Genomic DNA, 15,582 nt, shown 5'->3' with positions numbered 1-15,582 from the left:
CGACGTTAGGAAATGCCGCTAGCCTAACCCGTGGTGAAGAGGTAAATGTTGCGCTACGTCATGCTATTAGAGGTTGTGTGCCGAAAGTGTCCAAAGCTGCCACAGCGCAAAAGCGATAATTGTCAGCGCTGCCACGCTGCGGGTCGCGGGGTGACGTATCAAATGGCTGAGCTGGCGGGCAGCGAGGCCAGTAGCAAGCAGCGCAGGAAGGGTACCAAGCCCAAAGGCGCCCATGAGTAGAGCGCCCTGAAGCGGGTCGGCAATCGCTAAGCTCCAGGCCAACATGGAGTAGACCAACCCGCAAGGGAGCCAGCCCCAGAGTGTTCCCAGGGCAAAGGCTTGAGGAATATACACCACGGGCATCAAGCGACGCCCCACGGGTTCGATAAAGCGCCATAGTCGCCGGCCAACGGCCTCCACTTTGAGCAGCCCTTTCCACCAGTTGGCAATATATAGCGCCATTAAGATCAGCATCAGCGCGGCGAATACCTGGAGTAGCAGGCGTGCTGTAGCAGAAAGGGAAAACAGCGTGCCTAGCAGTGCCACCAGCGCGCCTGCGCTCATATAGCTAACAATGCGGCCTGTATTGTAGCTGAGTAGCAGGCCTCCCATGCGCGCCGGATGACGCATGCTGGGGGGGACTGCAAAGGTAAGCGCGCTCATAATACCGCCACACATACCAATGCAGTGGGCGCCGCCCATCAAGCCAAACACAAACGCCGCCATTAGCGGCGGCAGATCAAGCCCCGTTGGATTCATGGCCGAGGCTCTTGGTCGTCGGGTGTGTCTACCGTGGATGGTTCGGAAGGTCTTGGCTTCGCCTGCTGACGCTGGCGGCGCTGCTCAGGGCTGAGATCGTTTTCATCCTCATCAAATAGAATACGGTGCGCTGGACCTTCTAGGTCGTCGAACTGATCATTTTTCACCGCCCAGAAAAATGCCCAGACGGCGAGGCCCAGCAAAATCAGGGAAAGCGGGATCAGCAGATAAAGAATCGTCATGCGGTCACCGGTGTTGAAGTGTCGAGCGTTGTCGCGGGCTGAGGTCGCCAGCGCGACAGTCGCAGGGCATTACCCACCACTACTAGCGAGCTAAGCGACATTCCAATCGCGGCTAGCCAGGGTGGCACCAGCCCCATCGCCGCCAGCGGCAGCGCCGAAAAGTTGTAGCACACTGACCAAATCATGTTCTGGCGCATGATACGCCGGGTGGCGCGGGAAATCTCGATGGCCTCAAAAATCCGCATCAGGCGTGGGCTGAGTAGCACCGCGTCGGCACGGGTGCGGGCTAGATCCGTCGCGCCATTCATGGCAATCGCCACATCGGCACCGGCTAACACCGGCACGTCGTTAATGCCGTCACCAATCATCACCACGGTTTCGCCTGCAGCTTGAAGCTCTTTCATTCGGGCAAGCTTGCCTTCCGGGCTGGTGCCTGCATGCCAGATGGCAATATTGAGCTGATCGGCTAGGCTTTCCACGGCATCTTCGGTGTCACCAGATAGCAGCTCCACGCTTAAGCCCAGAGCCTGGAGGGCTTTGATCGTGGCTGCAGCGTCGTCGCGAACGCCGTCGTGCAGGCCAAACCAGGCGCGGGGTGCACCGTTTTCACTAAGCAGCAGCCATTGGCCTTTGGCAGGCGCCGCCATGACGTTATCCACGGCGCTATCCATTGCGCTATCCATTGCGCCATTTATTGCAAACCTGGGCTTGCCCAACCGCCAACGAGCGCCGTTTAGGCTCCCTTCGAGCCCTTGCCCTGTGTGGCTGTGAATATCTTTGGCTTGCAGTGTTGCATCGCGGAATGGTCGAAAGGCGCGGGCGATCGGGTGTTCCGAGTGGGCCTCAAGGGCGGCGGCAATGGCCCGTGCACGCTCGGCGGTTAATTCACCAAAGGGCTGGGTTTGGGTAAGGTGCATTTCGCCGCGGGTCAGGGTGCCGGTTTTATCAAAAATCACCTGGGTAACGTTAGAGAGCGTCTCCATGGCATCAGCGCGGGTGATCAAGACGCCGCGCTTTCGCAGTTGGCCATGGCCAGCTGCCAGTGCCGCGGGAGTGGCCAACGCCAAGGCACAGGGGCAGGTCACCACTAGCACCGAAAGTAGCACCCAGAGCATCCGTGAAGGGTCGATAAACCACCAGGCGAGGGTTACGCAAGCCGTTACTACCAGCAGGCGCAGCACGAATAGGTGCGCCATGCGCGCAGCCATCTGGGCCAGCCGTGGGCGACTGGCAAAGGCACGGTCGGTAAGATCGACGATACCCGCCACACGGGCATCGCGCCCGGCGTGGGTAACCCTTATCACCAGCGGGTTTTCCATGTTTTGGCTACCGCCGGTAATGCGGTCGCCCACTCGGCGGGTTACTGGTAGGTATTCGCCGGTCAGCATTGATTCATCCAGGCTCGATTCACCCTCCTCGATGATGCCATCGGCAGGCACGCCATGGCCGGGCTTGATCAATACGCGATCGCCGTAAGTGAGTTCGCTGGCGGGCAGAATGCGCTCGCTGCCGTCGGTTTCCAGCCGTGTGGCCGAAATCGGCAGCACGCCGCTCAGCGCATTGCCGCTATGCCCGCTGCGGCGCCTGGCGCGACTCTCGACGTAGCGGCCAAACAGTAAGAAGAAGGTGAACATGGTCACCGAGTCAAAATAGACCTCGCCCATGTCAAACAGCACCGCATAGCTGCTGGCAAGATAAGCCCCGCCGATTGCCAGTGACACCGGCACATCCATGCCCAGTACGCCGGTGCGCAGGTCGCGCAGGGCGTTGCGGAAAAACGGCTGGGCGGAGAAAAACACCACCGGCGTGGCCAGGGCAAAGGAGAGCCAGTGGAATAGCGCGTAGAAGTCGTCGCTGATTTCACCGGGCCCAGAGACATAGGTCGGGATCGAGAACATCATCACCTGCATCATGCCGACGGCGGCAATAATCAGCCGACGTACGTTCATGCGCTCTTCATGTTGCAGGCGTGCCTGGGCTTGATCGGGCTCGTAGGGCTGGGCCTCGTAGCCAATGGCGGCGAGTTCGGCCAGCAGTTGCGAGAGCTTCAACTGCTGAGGATCCCAGCTCACCCGCAGGCGGTGGTGAGTTAAGTTCACTGCGCTGGAGGCAATTCCCGTTAAGGCATTCAGGCGGTGCTCGATCAGCCAGGCGCAAGCAGCACAGGTAATGCCTTCGATGGCGAGGGTTGCTTTGACGTTGCCCTCATCTCCGTCGGGGTGAACAAACTGTGCCTGCAGGCCGGGGTCGTCAAACACCGACCAGGTATCGGCCTTGGCAGCCTGGCGTTCATCAGGGCGTTCGGGTAGTTCGGTGCGGTAGCGGTAGTAGCTTTCAAGGCCCCCATCGACGATGGCATGGGCCACCGCTTCGCAGCCAGGGCAGCAAAGCGGGTGGGCATGATCATCAAGGGTAAGCGACCAGGGAGCCCCAGCGGGCACCGGGTTACCACAGTGATAGCAGGGCGCGGCGTTGCTCATTCGCTTGCTTTGCGTCCTCCCGGCAGTAGTGTGACGCTGTTTTCATCGGGGAATGTGGCCTCACCGGTAAGGCGCCAATCGGCATTTTCCTGCGCGGGCTGAATCTGCAGATACCAGCGGTAACGCAGGTTGTCGGGCCCTTGAGTAACGTAGCGACCATCGCGGACATGCTCGAGTACGAACGACTGGTCACGATCATCTTCGGTGGGGAAGATAAGGTCTAGGTAGAGCACGTCGGGGCGAGCATCGCCGCTTAAATCAATCACAATATCGCTGGTGAGTGGGTCAAGGCGCAAATCCGCGCTCAGGTTCAGTTCACGGGCACGATCCTGCTTGGCAAGCACCATATTGATGGCTTTGCCATGCTTGTAATAATCTTCCTGAACAACCATGCCATCGAAGCTCTTAACCGACATAACGGCAAAGGTAATACTAAACATAATGGATGAGAGCAGAATGCCGATTAAAAACCACGGCCAAAACTGCTTATACCAAGGCGTCACCTTATCGCCAGAGGGTAGGGATGACATAGTTAATTATCTCCTAATGTTGCCCAGGAAGCTGGTTTCGCGCTCGACGCGAATCTCCGTATCCTGTTGAGCCTGCAACGTGAATACAATGGGGTGGCTGGGTAGCTGTAAATCGTCGGGATCGGCGGTCACGGTGACGGCTTCGAAGCGCGCCTCCCCAGCGGGTACGCTAATAGTACTGCTGTCTAGAGTGAGGCTGGGCAATCCAGCCACGCTGAGCTGGTAGGTGTGGTCTTGATCATCCAGGTTACGAATGGTCAGGCTAAATACATTGCTAATCTGACCGTCGCGGGTCACTTGGTAGAGTTGGGTGCGCTCGCGCTCAGCATCAAAATTGAGTGGCATGCGGTCGTTAATGGCCCAGGCAAAGGTGCCCACCATCAGTACCAGGGCAGCGAAATAGCCGAGCAGGCGTGGGCGCATGATATGGGTCTTTTTACCCTCTAGGGCGTTTTCGGTGGTGTAGCGCACCAAGCCCCGCGGGTAGCCCATTTTATCCATCACGCTATCGCAGGCATCGATACAGGCGGCGCAGGTAATACACTCGTACTGCAGTCCATCGCGGATATCGATACCGGTGGGGCAGACCTGCACGCAAAGATCACAGTCGATACAGTCGCCATAGCCTGCCTCGCGGGCTTCTAAATGGCTCAGGCTTTTTTTGCGATGACCACGGGGCTCACCACGTGATTCATCGTAGGAGACGATCAATGTGTCGCGGTCAAACATGACCGATTGGAAACGCGCATAGGGACACATGTAGATGCACACCTGCTCGCGCAGCCAGCCAGCGTTGAGGTAAGTAAATACCAGAAAAAAGCCGACCCAGAAGTAAGACCAGCCGTGGGCTTCAAAGGTGGGGAGCTCTGTCACTAAATCGCGAATCGGCGTGAAGTAACCTACAAAGGTGATACCGGTGGCGAGGGCAATGAGTAGCCAGGCCGTGTGTTTAGCCACCTTGCGCCACGCTTTATCGGCGGTCATCGGTTGATTATCGAGCTTGATGCGCCGATTGCGTGAGCCCTCGATACGGTGTTCAAGCCAAATGAATAGAAACGTCCAAACGCTTTGCGGGCAGGTGTAACCACACCAGACCCGGCCCGCAAAAACGGTAATAAAAAAAAGCCCAAAGGCGCAGATAATCAGCAGCCATGACAGCAGAATGAACTCCTGCGGGTAAAAAGTGGCGCTAAAAATATGGAATTCACGGTTAGGCAGGTCGAATAGAATTAACGGCCGACCACCGATGTTAATCCACGGTAAGAGAAAAAATGCCAGCATTAACGCCCAGTTGGTACTGCGCCGTAGCTTCTGGAAAACGCCTTTAATTTCGCGTACGTAAATGTGTCGCCGCTTGGCGTACATTTCCTGGGTAACCGTTTCAGAGGGGACGTGATGCCCCACCGGGTTCGGCGTGACATCTTGGCTTGGTATCTTTTCCATGGCGATATTCCCGGCTCAGAAGGCAGGAGAGGTGACACCTTTCTTCAGCTAAACGAAATGCTCAGTTAAATCATGTGCTTTGTTAAATATGATGCTTAGTCGCGGTCTAGGTGTTTCGTTAATATTGTATCGGGTTGGGTATAAAGAAAGGGTGCGGTTTGGGGCCGCACCCTTGCTTGGCTAGCGTTGCTGACGGTAACAGCTATCTGTCAGCGGTCAATCAGTCCGCTAAGCGCAGGCTATACACATAGGCGGCAACCAGGTGAACTCGCTCTTCACCAATATAGGCCGCTTGCGCAGGCATATGACCGTTACGACCGTTACGCAGCGTTTGACGGATAGAGTCACCGACTTCCTGGCCGGGTGCCAGATAAAGCCAAGTGTTATCGGTCAGGTTGGGTGCGCCAAGTGCCGTGTTACCCGTGCCGCTGGGGCCGTGGCAAGCTGCGCATACCGCCCCGAAGGTGCTTTCGCCACTCGCCGCGCGCTCAGCATCGTGCTCTTCTTCAGAAAGCGACAAAACATACTGCGTCAGGTTCTCAATATTCTCCTGCCCCAACTGTTGCCAAGCAGGCATGTTGCCGTTGCGACCTTGGTTGAGGGTGGTCAGGATATTTTCTGGTTCACCGCCGTATAGCCAGTCGTCGTCGGTCAGGTTGGGAAAGCCATAACCGCCCTGAGCGTTGGAGCCGTGACACACCGCACAGTTGTTCTGGTAAACCCGCTCGGCGACCTGCATCGCCTCCGGATCTTCGGCAAGCTCAGGAATGGGCACCTCCTGATACTGGGCAAAAATCGGCGTGAAGCGCTCTTCGGCTTGAGCCACTTCCTCTTCCCATTGCCCCTCTTGCGACCAGCCCAATATCCCCGCGTAGTTGCCCAGGCCGGGATAAAGCACCAAGTAACCCAGTGCAAAGACCACTGTTAAAACGAATAGCTGGAACCACCACTTTGGCAGCGGGTTGTCATATTCTTCGATGCCATCGGCGGCGTGGCCGGTGGTTTCAACGTTACCGTCCGCGTCAGGCGTTTTATCGGTACGGCGGTTGGCCAGCAGTATCCATACGCTCAGCGCAATCGTGCCCAGCGTAATGATAATTATCCAGGCGCTCCAGAAGCCGGATAGGGAGTCACCCCATAGATTACTCATATATTCTTATCTCCCCTGTCGTCGCGGGAATGCGCTTCGCTGTCGCGTTCACGCGAAGCGTGCTTGTCACTGGTCGGTTGCTCATCGTCGTCTGCAAAGGGCAAATTAGCCGCTTCGTCGAAATCTGGCTTGCGTCGCTTGGAGTACGCCCAGAGGGCAATGCCGATAAACGCGAAAATCAAGATTAGCGTGATGAGACCGCGAAAAGTTCCCGTATCCATAACTTAGCGAGTACCCTCGAGCACGGTTCCGAGCTGCTGTAAGTACGCGACCAGGGCCGTGATTTCCTGGGTGCCACGTACGTCGTCAGTAGCGTTGGCAATATCTTCGTCGGTATAGGGCACACCCAGTTGACGCAGCGTACGCATCTTTTGGGGAGTGGCATCACCATCGAGGGTGTTTTCAAACAGCCAGGGGTAAGCCGGCATTACCGATTCAGGGACTACATCCCGGGGGTTGTAGAGGTGAGCACGGTGCCAGTCGTCGCTATAGCGGCCGCCAACACGCGCCAAGTCTGGCCCGGTGCGCTTGGAGCCCCATAGGAAGTTGTGCTCATACACCTGCTCGCCCGCCACATTGTAGTGACCATAGCGCTCGGTTTCCGCACGGAACGGGCGCACCATTTGCGAGTGACAGCCCACGCAACCTTCGCGGCGATAGATATCACGGCCTTCCAGCTCCAGGGCTGACAGCGGCTCCAGGCCTTCAACCGGCTCGGTGGTCTGCTTCTGGAAAAACAGTGGAACCACCTCAGCCAAGCCGCCGAAACTGATCACGACAAGGATCAACACGGCAAGCAGGCCAACGTTCTTTTCGACAATCTCGTGTTTCATTGGTCTCAACTTCCCCGGTTTAAGCAGCTTGTGGCGCTGAATGGCTGATGGCCTCACGACGCTTAACGGTCATGTAAACGTTGAACGCCATTATCAGCATGCCGGTGACCCAGAAGAGGCCGCCGATTAAGCGAACAAAGTAGCCCGGTGCGCTGGCTTCAACGGCTTCAACAAAGGTGTACATCAAGGTGCCGTCAGGGTTGATCGCACGCCACATCAAGCCTTGCAGAATACCGTTAACCCACATGGAGGCGATGTACAGCACGGTGCCGATCGTGGCTAGCCAGAAGTGCACGGCGATCAGGTTGACCGAGTACATTTCAGTGCGACCAAAGACGCGCGGGATCAGGTGATACATCGAGCCGATGGTGATCATCGCTACCCAGCCAAGCGCACCGGAGTGAACGTGACCAATGGTCCAATCAGTGTAGTGCGAAAGCGCGTTGACGGTCTTAATCGCCATCATCGGGCCTTCAAAGGTAGACATGCCATAGAACGACAGAGCAACCACCAAGAAGCGTAGCGTGGGATCCGTGCGCAGCTTATGCCAAGCCCCTGACAGGGTCATCATGCCGTTGATCATGCCACCCCAGGAGGGAGCCAGCAGGATGATCGACATAATCATACCCAACGACTGTGCCCAGTTCGGCAGCGCTGTGTAGTGCAGGTGGTGAGGGCCTGCCCACATGTAGATCATGATCAATGCCCAGAAGTGGACGATTGAAAGGCGGTAGGAGTAGATTGGACGTTCAGCCTGCTTCGGCACGAAGTAGTACATCATGCCCAGGAAGCCTGCAGTCAGAAAGAAGCCTACCGCGTTGTGTCCGTACCACCACTGCACCATCGCATCCACTGCACCGGCATAGATTGAGGTGGAGTACATGGGGGTCACTGGGATGGCCGCGTTGTTGACGATATGCAGCACCGCAACGGTCAAAATAAACGCCGCGAAGAACCAGTTCGCCACATAAATATGCGACGTGGTGCGTTTTTTGATCGTCATTAGGAACACAATGGCGTAGCTGATCCATACGACCGCGATCAAAATATTGATCGGCCACTCAAGCTCAGCGTACTCCTTGGTCGTGGTGTAGCCCATGGGCAGCGACACTACGGCTGAAATAATGACCGCTTGCCAGCCCCAAAACGTAAAGGCCGCTAACTTGTCAGAGAAAAGCCGTGTCTGACAGGTACGCTGGACAACGTAGTACGACGTGGCAAAGAGCGCCGAACCGCCAAAGGCGAAAATTACGGCGTTAGTGTGTAACGGACGCAGGCGCCCAAAGCTAGTCCAAGGTATGCCAAGGTTCAGTTGCGGCCAAACCAGTTGCGAGGCGAGGATGACACCCACTGTCATTCCCACAATGCCCCACACAACGGTCATAATCGCGAACTGCCGAACTACCTTGTAGTTGTAGGTCGGGTGTTCAAATGCTGTGCTCATGTCATGTTCCCATCGAACGCGGTTAGGGGGTAACCCGTGGCATTTTGCACGGGTGCGACCACCCGCTTGATGATGCAGGTCAAGATCCGACCAAGATTCTAGCGCAGCCAGGGCTTAACCTGAACACACCAATTGGTTAAAGACTGAATTATCAGGAGCGATAGGTGTCACATTACTCTTTGTCTGGATATATCGAGGTGGCTCCCAAGGGATTAAAAGAGGCACTTAGGCGCCAGCCAAATGGCGCCTTTCTGGTGCAGGGCATGGGGCCGTTGACCGTTCATGGTCACGCCAGGCTAGGTCGGTTGCTGTTTGCCCATGGCGCAGGGGCGGGGCAGCAGTCTCCTTTCATGCGTCAATTTGTCACCTCGCTGGCTGCCCGGGGTGTTCAAGTTCTATGTATTGACTTTCCCTATATGCAGCAGATGCAGGAAACCGGTAAACGACGACCACCGCCACCTATTGCCCAAACCCTTGCTCAGTTTACCGAGTGGTACGCACTCCTTGTTTCTCTGTTAGATGGACCACTATGGGTAGGTGGGAAATCGATGGGCGGCCGCGTGGCGACACTATTTGCCAGTAAACAGTCAACCAGTAACCAGCTAGCCAATGAACAGCCATGCAAGGGCGCTGTGCCGGGTGTAGTGGTAGCAGGTTACCCGTTTCATCCTACTAAAGCGCCTGACAAGCTTCGTCTGGATCACTGGCCCAAGATAGCCTGCCCCATGCTGATTTTACAGGGCGAGCGTGATCCTTTCGGTACTCGAGAAGAGGTGGTTGGCTATACACTACCGCCAAACGCGCAGCTTGCTTGGCTGAAAGATGGTGACCATGACTTTAAGCCACGACGATTTTCTGGCCTGACCCAAACGGTTTTGATTGACGAGGCTACCCAAGTTGCGGCATCCTTCGTCCGCGCTCATGGCACAGGCCTTACGGAAGAGAGTAACGCGCTGTTTTAAATCCTAGTTTAGAATACGGTTTTTAAATGCAGCATATTGACATTCGGTAAGCTTTCTGTAGAATGCAGCGCCACGTGACCAGCNATTGACATTCGGTAAGCTTTCTGTAGAATGCAGCGCCACGTGACCAGCGGGTGGTTAGCTCAGTTGGGAGAGCACCAGCCTTACAAGCTGGGGGTCACTGGTTCGAACCCAGTACCACCCACCATCTTAAGCGGTTGAAAGATGGTCTGGAAATGTAAAAGCAGTAACTAGTAAGACCTGTATTTGATGTGCATAACGGACCGGTAGTTCAGTCGGTTAGAATGCCGGCCTGTCACGCCGGAGGTCGCGAGTTCGAGTCTCGTCCGGTCCGCCACGATAACTGCTAAGCTGGGTTGGTAAGCACAGCAAATACTTACCAATAGATTGGGTGGTTAGCTCAGTTGGGAGAGCACCAGCCTTACAAGCTGGGGGTCACTGGTTCGAACCCAGTACCACCCACCATCGACTATCTCTTAGAAGCGCTTCTGAACCGCTTATAAATGTTAGCTTTGATGGTTGTTGTAAAAGTGCTTTAACGTGGACCGGTAGTTCAGTCGGTTAGAATGCCGGCCTGTCACGCCGGAGGTCGCGAGTTCGAGTCTCGTCCGGTCCGCCATCATCAAGTCACAGTGTGCTAATAGTTGTTATCGCTATTCGGACCGGTAGTTCAGTCGGTTAGAATGCCGGCCTGTCACGCCGGAGGTCGCGAGTTCGAGTCTCGTCCGGTCCGCCACGATAACTGCTAAGCTGGGTTGGTAAGCACAGCAAATACTTACCAATAGATTGGGTGGTTAGCTCAGTTGGGAGAGCACCAGCCTTACAAGCTGGGGGTCACTGGTTCGAACCCAGTACCACCCACCATCGACTATCTCTTAGAAGCGCTTCTGAACCGCTTATAAATGTTAGCTTTGATGGTTGTTGTAAAAGTGCTTTAACGTGGACCGGTAGTTCAGTCGGTTAGAATGCCGGCCTGTCACGCCGGAGGTCGCGAGTTCGAGTCTCGTCCGGTCCGCCATTAAGCATTTGTCTTGTTAGTCATTTGAGTTGGTAGCAATTTATCGGCATTAGCCGAACGAATCCAAAAAAGCCCGGATCATTGATCCGGGCTTTTTCGTATGTCTGCGTATTAATTTGCAGTCTTTAGCCCGTAATCGCGGCAACACCTGCTTTGGCAACTTGCACATCCTGGTCGGGTTTTACGCCGGAAATGCCCACGGCACCTACTACATGACCGTCAACAGTAATCGGCACGCCACCTGAAAGCAGGCCTTGCAGCGGTGCGGTGACAAATGCAGTGCGGCCGCCATTAATCATCTCTTCAAACACCTGGGTCTCTTTACGGCCTAGCGCCGCACTGCGCGCTTTTTGCGTAGCGACTTCGGCGCTGAAAGGGGCTGCGCCATCCAAACGCCGCAGCGCCAGCAGGTGGCCTCCGTCGTCGGTTACTGCGATGGTCACCGGCCAGCTGTTGCTGTCAGCCTCTTTCTGCGCGGCATCGAGTACGTTGATCACATCGCTCTGAGCGAGAATGGCTTTTGTTTGCATGTTTAAATCCTTGTTAAGGGAGGAGTGAAAATAGCCGCGCTGTTAAAAATCTGCGCGGCTTGGGGTTAAGGGTAAAGCGTTAGTAGTGAAGCGTTAAGTGAGCGCTGCATCGACGATCTCAACCCAGTGGCGTACCGGGGTGCGATTGGCGCCCGCCAAGTGGGTCTGACAACCGATATTAGCCGTCACAATCACCTCTGGGTCACCGGCCTCCAGCGCATTGAGCTTATTGTCGCGCAGTTGGGTGGCCAGTTCGGGTTGGGTGATCGAATAGGTACCCGCCGAACCGCAGCAAAGATGCGCATCCTGCACCGGGGTTAGCGCGAAGCCAAGCTTGCTCAGCACGCCTTCGACCGCACCGTTAAGCTTCTGGGCGTGCTGCAGCGTACAGGGGCAGTGGAACGCTAGTCGCTTTGACGCTTTTACGTTCAAGGCGTCAAGCGGCTCATCGCGCAGAATTTCAACAATATCCTTAGCCAGGATGCTGACCTTTTGTGCTTTTGCAGCGTAATCGGGATCATCTTTGAGCATGTCGCCATACTCTTTGACGAAAGCGCCGCAGCCGCTGGCGGTTTGCACAATGGCTTCGGCGCCTTGTTCAATGTACGGCCACCAGGCATCAATATTGGCGCGCATGCGAGCACGCCCGTCGTCCTGGGCGTTGAGGTGGAAATCAACGGCGCCGCAGCAGCCTGCTTCAGCCACTGGCGTTATGCTAATGCCAAGCCGGTCAAGAATCCGCGCGGTGGCAGCATTGGTATTGGGTGAAAGCCCCGGCTGTACGCAGCCTTCCAAAATTAACACCTGCCGGGTATGGCGGTTGGTATCAGGGCGCGCGCCAGCATCCACTGGGGCGGCAGGCATTTTACTGCGTAGCTTGCTAGGCACCAACGGCTTAAAGGTTTGCCCTAGCTTAAGCAGCGCCTGAAAGCGCTTGGGGTCGACCAGCATCTTGCGTAGTGCATAGCGCTGGGCACGTTCGGCCGCTGGCCGGGGCACGCGGCGTTCGATTTCAGCACGGCCAATGTTGAGCAGCTTGTGGTACTCCACCCCCGAGGGGCAAGTGGTTTCACAGTTAAGACAGGTCAGGCAGCGATCGAGATGCAGGCGCGTCTCATCGGTGACCTGATCGTCATCGTCGCGGCTCTCCAGCAGCTCTTTCATTAGATAGATACGCCCACGAGGGCCATCACGCTCATCGCCTAACAACTGGTACGTCGGGCAGGTGGCGTTACAGAAACCGCAGTGCACGCAGGTGCGCAGTATGCGATCTGCTTCTTGAATATGCGGCTTCTGAAGGTCGGCATCGGTAAAGTGCGTCTGCATGTCAGCTCTCCTGATTAAAACGCCGCATAAAGACGACCGGGGTTAAAAATGCCATGGGCATCCAGCTCCGCCTTTAGATTGCGATGATATTTCTCCACCACTGTATTGAGCGGTGTGAACGGATCTGCGGCGCCGCCCTGAAGCTGAGGTGTGTAGCAAGTGGCGTGGCCGCCTACTGCGCTACAGGCATCGCGTAGGGTACTGGCATCCAGTGTGGTTTTCACCCAGCGCTGGCTGCCCGCCCAGTCGTAAAAAATATCGGCCTCGGGAATATCCAGCACCAGCGGTGCGGTGTTGGGCGGTAGTGACAACCGCCACAGCGATTGGTCGGCGCTACAGGTGAAAAATGCGTGAGCATGGTCGCGTAGCTCTTGCCAGAAGCTGGCATCCAGTGGCTTGCCACCTAGACTTGCCTGGGTTGCGGCCACAGAGCTTTTGCCGCCTTCCAAGCGCAAAAACAGTTCGCCGTGGTGCCAAGCGGCGGCGGTAATCGGTAGCGGTTTTCGGCCCAGTTCGGCGAGTTTTTTAAGTGCCTCATCCAGCTCAATGGTTAAGCGCAGGCTGTGAGTCGCGGTAGGAATAGGCAGCACTTTAAAGGAGATGTCGGTCAATACGCCGAGCGTGCCCTGGGCGCCTGCCATCAGGCGCGACAGGTCGTAACCGGCGACATTTTTCATCACTTCGCCGCCAAAGCGGAGGAGTTTACCCTCTTGGGTGATTATTCGCGTGCCCAGCACAAAGTCACGGGCTGCGCCTGCCCAGGGGCGGCGTGGGCCGGAGAGGCCGGTGGCCACGGCGCCACCAATGGTAGACGCTTCACCAAACATGGGCGGCTCAAAGCCCAGCATTTGGTGCTTCTCCGCCAGTACTTCCTGCAGGTCGCTAAGCCGAGTGCCAGCGCGCACGGTCACTACCAGCTCCACCGGGTCATAGCTCACAATGCCACTATGTTCGGCCATCTGTAGTGCTTGGCCTTCTACCGGTCGGCCATAAAATGCGCGGGTATCTCCGCCTACAATGCGAAGCGGTGTGCGTGCGTCATAGGCGCTGCGCACCTGTTCACACAGGGCATCAGCGATATCGCGGTCAGCAATCGCTCGTTCGGTCATGGTCTTTCCCACTATTAATCTTGGCTAATTTATTGTCTTAGCTTCGGCTTGGCTCACTGCTAGAAGCGCGGTAGCTCCGGGTGCGGTAGTTCGTTGTTATGCACATGCATGGCACCAAACTCGGCGCAGCGCGCCAGCGTCGGAATATTCTTGCCGGGGTTGAGCAGTCGCTGTGGATCAAAGGCGGCTTTCAAGGCATGAAAAACACTGATTTCATCCGCCTGGAATTGGCTGCACATTTGATTGATTTTTTCGCGCCCAACGCCATGCTCACCGGTGATCGAACCACCCGCGGCCACGCAGAGTTCCAGAATCTTGCCGCCCACCTCTTCGGCAAGTGCCAGTTGGCCTTCTTTATTGGCATCAAATAGGATCAGCGGGTGCATATTGCCATCGCCGGCGTGGAACACGTTGGCCACTGCCAGGCCGCTCTCTTCGGAAAGCGCGGCAATACCTTTCAGTACGCGGGGGAGCTCTCGGCGGGGGATAGTGCCATCCATGCAGTAGTAATCCGGTGACATACGGCCCACTGCAGGGAAGGCATTTTTACGCCCAGCCCAGAACTTGGCGCGCTCGGCTTCATCGTGGGCCTGCTGAATATTGGTGGCCCCAGCTTTCTCTAGCACCCGGCGTACGGTATCGCAGTCGTCGTCCACGTCGGCTTCAACGCCATCCAGTTCGCAGAGCAGAATCGCCTCGGCATCGAGGGGATAGCCGGCTTTGACAAAATCCTCGGCAGCTTTGATGGCGAGTTTGTCCATCATCTCCAGGCCACCAGGAATAATGCCTGCGGCAATGATATCGCCGACGGCACGACCGGCTTTCTCGACATCGTCGAAGCTCGCCATCAGCACTTTGGCGGTTTCCGGCTTGGGCAGTAGCTTGACAGTGATCTCTGTAACGACGCCTAGCATGCCCTCCGAGCCGTTCATCAATGCCAGTAGATCGAAGCCTGGCGCATCAAAAGACTCCGCGCCCAGCGTCATGTGCTCGCCCTCAATCGTGAGCACATCGACGCGCATGACGTTATGCACCGTCAGGCCATATTTTAAGCAGTGCACGCCGCCGGCATTTTCGGCCACGTTACCGCCAATGGAGCAGGCAATTTGCGAAGATGGGTCCGGCGCGTAGTAGAGGCCGTAAGGCGCAGCGGCTTCAGAAATTGCCAGATTGCGCACGCCGGGCTGAACCCGCGCCAGGCGGGCATCAGGGTCGACTTTGAGAATCTGGCTAAAGCGCGACATCACTAAAAGCACGCCCCGTTCCAGCGGCAGCGCGCCGCCGGAAAGCCCAGTACCTGCGCCGCGGGTGACTACTGGTACGCTAAGGGCATGGCAGCGCTTGAGTAGCTCTTTCACCTGATCAAAGGTTTCAGGTAGCGCCACCAGCATCGGTAGCACGCGATAGGCCGCCAGTCCATCGCACTCAAAGGGGCGCAGGTCTTCTTCGCGATGCAGCAGCGTCATATCGGGAACGGCTTGCTGCAGGTCGGTTAAGACCTCGCTTTTATCGCGCCGAACCAGTTCGCCGTCCAGGCGCTCATCAAAAAGGATATTCATTACGACATCCCATGCTTATTATCGTTAAAAGTAAATGCTAAAACGTTCTGTAGTTATCATGGCCTCAATTTGGGCTTTTTTTGCCGGCCTGTCTAGGTCGTGGTGCATTGGTCTGACCAGTAATTAGTCGACAGTGATGTCTTCTTTGTTTAGTACTGAGTTTAGTACTGGCAAGC

General features: G+C 56.4%; 14 protein-coding genes and 7 tRNA genes. 8 read left to right on the top strand and 13 right to left on the bottom strand.

The genetic code is table 11. From position 1 onward, the window contains the following. Nucleotides 1-66 precede the first annotated feature (66 nt). From HZU72_RS21045 to ccoN, 9 genes are all read right to left on the bottom strand, one after another. Nucleotides 67-759, bottom strand: coding sequence for a sulfite exporter TauE/SafE family protein (locus HZU72_RS21045; protein WP_180095625.1), 693 nt, complete (start codon nt 757-759; stop codon nt 67-69). Then, the gene (ccoS, locus tag HZU72_RS21040) at nt 756-1,001 is read right to left on the bottom strand and encodes a cbb3-type cytochrome oxidase assembly protein CcoS (RefSeq protein WP_180095623.1); all 246 of its coding nucleotides are present in this window, start codon (nt 999-1,001) and stop codon (nt 756-758) included. The genes HZU72_RS21045 and ccoS overlap by 4 nt, the downstream gene beginning before the upstream one ends. After that, nucleotides 998-3,481, bottom strand: a complete 2,484-nt coding sequence (locus HZU72_RS21035) for a heavy metal translocating P-type ATPase (RefSeq protein ID WP_180095621.1) — start codon at nt 3,479-3,481, stop codon at nt 998-1,000. Before HZU72_RS21035 ends, ccoS begins: the two co-directional genes overlap by 4 nt. Next, entirely contained in the window at nt 3,478-4,011 is a 534-nt protein-coding gene (locus HZU72_RS21030; RefSeq protein WP_180095619.1) for a FixH family protein, read from the bottom strand. The genes HZU72_RS21035 and HZU72_RS21030 overlap by 4 nt, the downstream gene beginning before the upstream one ends. A 6-nt stretch (nt 4,012-4,017) precedes the next feature. After that, nucleotides 4,018-5,454, bottom strand: a complete 1,437-nt coding sequence (gene ccoG, locus HZU72_RS21025) for a cytochrome c oxidase accessory protein CcoG (RefSeq protein ID WP_180095617.1) — start codon at nt 5,452-5,454, stop codon at nt 4,018-4,020. A gap of 220 nt (nt 5,455-5,674) precedes the next feature. Then, nucleotides 5,675-6,604 (bottom strand): cytochrome-c oxidase, cbb3-type subunit III, encoded by a 930-nt coding sequence (gene ccoP / locus HZU72_RS21020; protein ID WP_180095615.1) that lies wholly within the window; start codon nt 6,602-6,604, stop codon nt 5,675-5,677. Then, entirely contained in the window at nt 6,601-6,825 is a 225-nt protein-coding gene (locus HZU72_RS21015; protein ID WP_022522227.1) for a CcoQ/FixQ family Cbb3-type cytochrome c oxidase assembly chaperone, read from the bottom strand. Before HZU72_RS21015 ends, ccoP begins: the two co-directional genes overlap by 4 nt. Before the next feature lie 3 nt (nt 6,826-6,828). Beyond that, complete coding sequence (gene ccoO, locus HZU72_RS21010) at nt 6,829-7,437, bottom strand: cytochrome-c oxidase, cbb3-type subunit II (RefSeq protein WP_022522228.1); 609 nt, start codon at nt 7,435-7,437, stop codon at nt 6,829-6,831. 19 nt (nt 7,438-7,456) lie between these two features. Continuing rightward, nucleotides 7,457-8,881 (bottom strand): cytochrome-c oxidase, cbb3-type subunit I, encoded by a 1,425-nt coding sequence (gene ccoN, locus HZU72_RS21005; protein ID WP_180095613.1) that lies wholly within the window; start codon nt 8,879-8,881, stop codon nt 7,457-7,459. 164 nt (nt 8,882-9,045) lie between these two features. On the opposite strand from ccoN, the gene HZU72_RS21000 reads away from it, so the two are divergent. The 8 genes from HZU72_RS21000 (at nt 9,046) to HZU72_RS20965 (ending at nt 10,882) form a co-directional block, all read left to right on the top strand. Beyond that, nucleotides 9,046-9,843, top strand: coding sequence for an alpha/beta fold hydrolase (locus HZU72_RS21000; protein ID WP_180095611.1), 798 nt, complete (start codon nt 9,046-9,048; stop codon nt 9,841-9,843). 132 nt (nt 9,844-9,975) lie between these two features. After that, nucleotides 9,976-10,051, top strand: a tRNA-Val gene (locus HZU72_RS20995). Between the two features lie 73 nt (nt 10,052-10,124). Beyond that, nucleotides 10,125-10,201: transfer RNA gene (locus HZU72_RS20990), tRNA-Asp, on the top strand. 52 nt (nt 10,202-10,253) lie between these two features. Then, nucleotides 10,254-10,329 (top strand) — tRNA-Val (locus HZU72_RS20985). Nucleotides 10,330-10,406: 77 nt separating this feature from the next. Next, nucleotides 10,407-10,483 (top strand) — tRNA-Asp (locus tag HZU72_RS20980). A 40-nt stretch (nt 10,484-10,523) separates the two neighbouring features. Next, a tRNA-Asp gene (locus HZU72_RS20975) sits at nt 10,524-10,600 on the top strand. Nucleotides 10,601-10,652: 52 nt separating this feature from the next. After that, nucleotides 10,653-10,728 (top strand) — tRNA-Val (locus HZU72_RS20970). A gap of 77 nt (nt 10,729-10,805) precedes the next feature. Further along, nucleotides 10,806-10,882 (top strand) — tRNA-Asp (locus HZU72_RS20965). Between the two features lie 125 nt (nt 10,883-11,007). Here HZU72_RS20965 and HZU72_RS20960 read toward each other — a convergent pair. The 4 genes from HZU72_RS20960 to glcD all read right to left on the bottom strand — a co-directional run bounded on the left by HZU72_RS20960 (nt 11,008) and on the right by glcD (nt 15,406). Beyond that, complete coding sequence (locus HZU72_RS20960; protein ID WP_022522231.1) at nt 11,008-11,412, bottom strand: heme-binding protein; 405 nt, start codon at nt 11,410-11,412, stop codon at nt 11,008-11,010. Nucleotides 11,413-11,505: 93 nt separating this feature from the next. Next, a complete protein-coding gene (gene glcF, locus HZU72_RS20955; RefSeq protein WP_180095609.1) occupies nt 11,506-12,738 on the bottom strand; it encodes a glycolate oxidase subunit GlcF in 1,233 nt (410 codons plus the stop codon). Nucleotides 12,739-12,752: 14 nt separating this feature from the next. Then, nucleotides 12,753-13,847, bottom strand: a complete 1,095-nt coding sequence (glcE, locus tag HZU72_RS20950; protein WP_180095607.1) for a glycolate oxidase subunit GlcE — start codon at nt 13,845-13,847, stop codon at nt 12,753-12,755. A 59-nt stretch (nt 13,848-13,906) separates the two neighbouring features. Beyond that, nucleotides 13,907-15,406 (bottom strand): glycolate oxidase subunit GlcD, encoded by a 1,500-nt coding sequence (glcD, locus tag HZU72_RS20945; protein WP_180095605.1) that lies wholly within the window; start codon nt 15,404-15,406, stop codon nt 13,907-13,909. Nucleotides 15,407-15,582: the final 176 nt, after the last annotated feature.

Source organism: Vreelandella sedimenti (genome assembly GCF_013416325.1).
Lineage (GTDB): Bacteria > Pseudomonadota > Gammaproteobacteria > Pseudomonadales > Halomonadaceae > Vreelandella > Vreelandella sedimenti.
The sequence above is the reverse complement of the archived record's forward strand: the minus strand, read 5'-3'. Positions and strand labels throughout refer to the sequence as shown.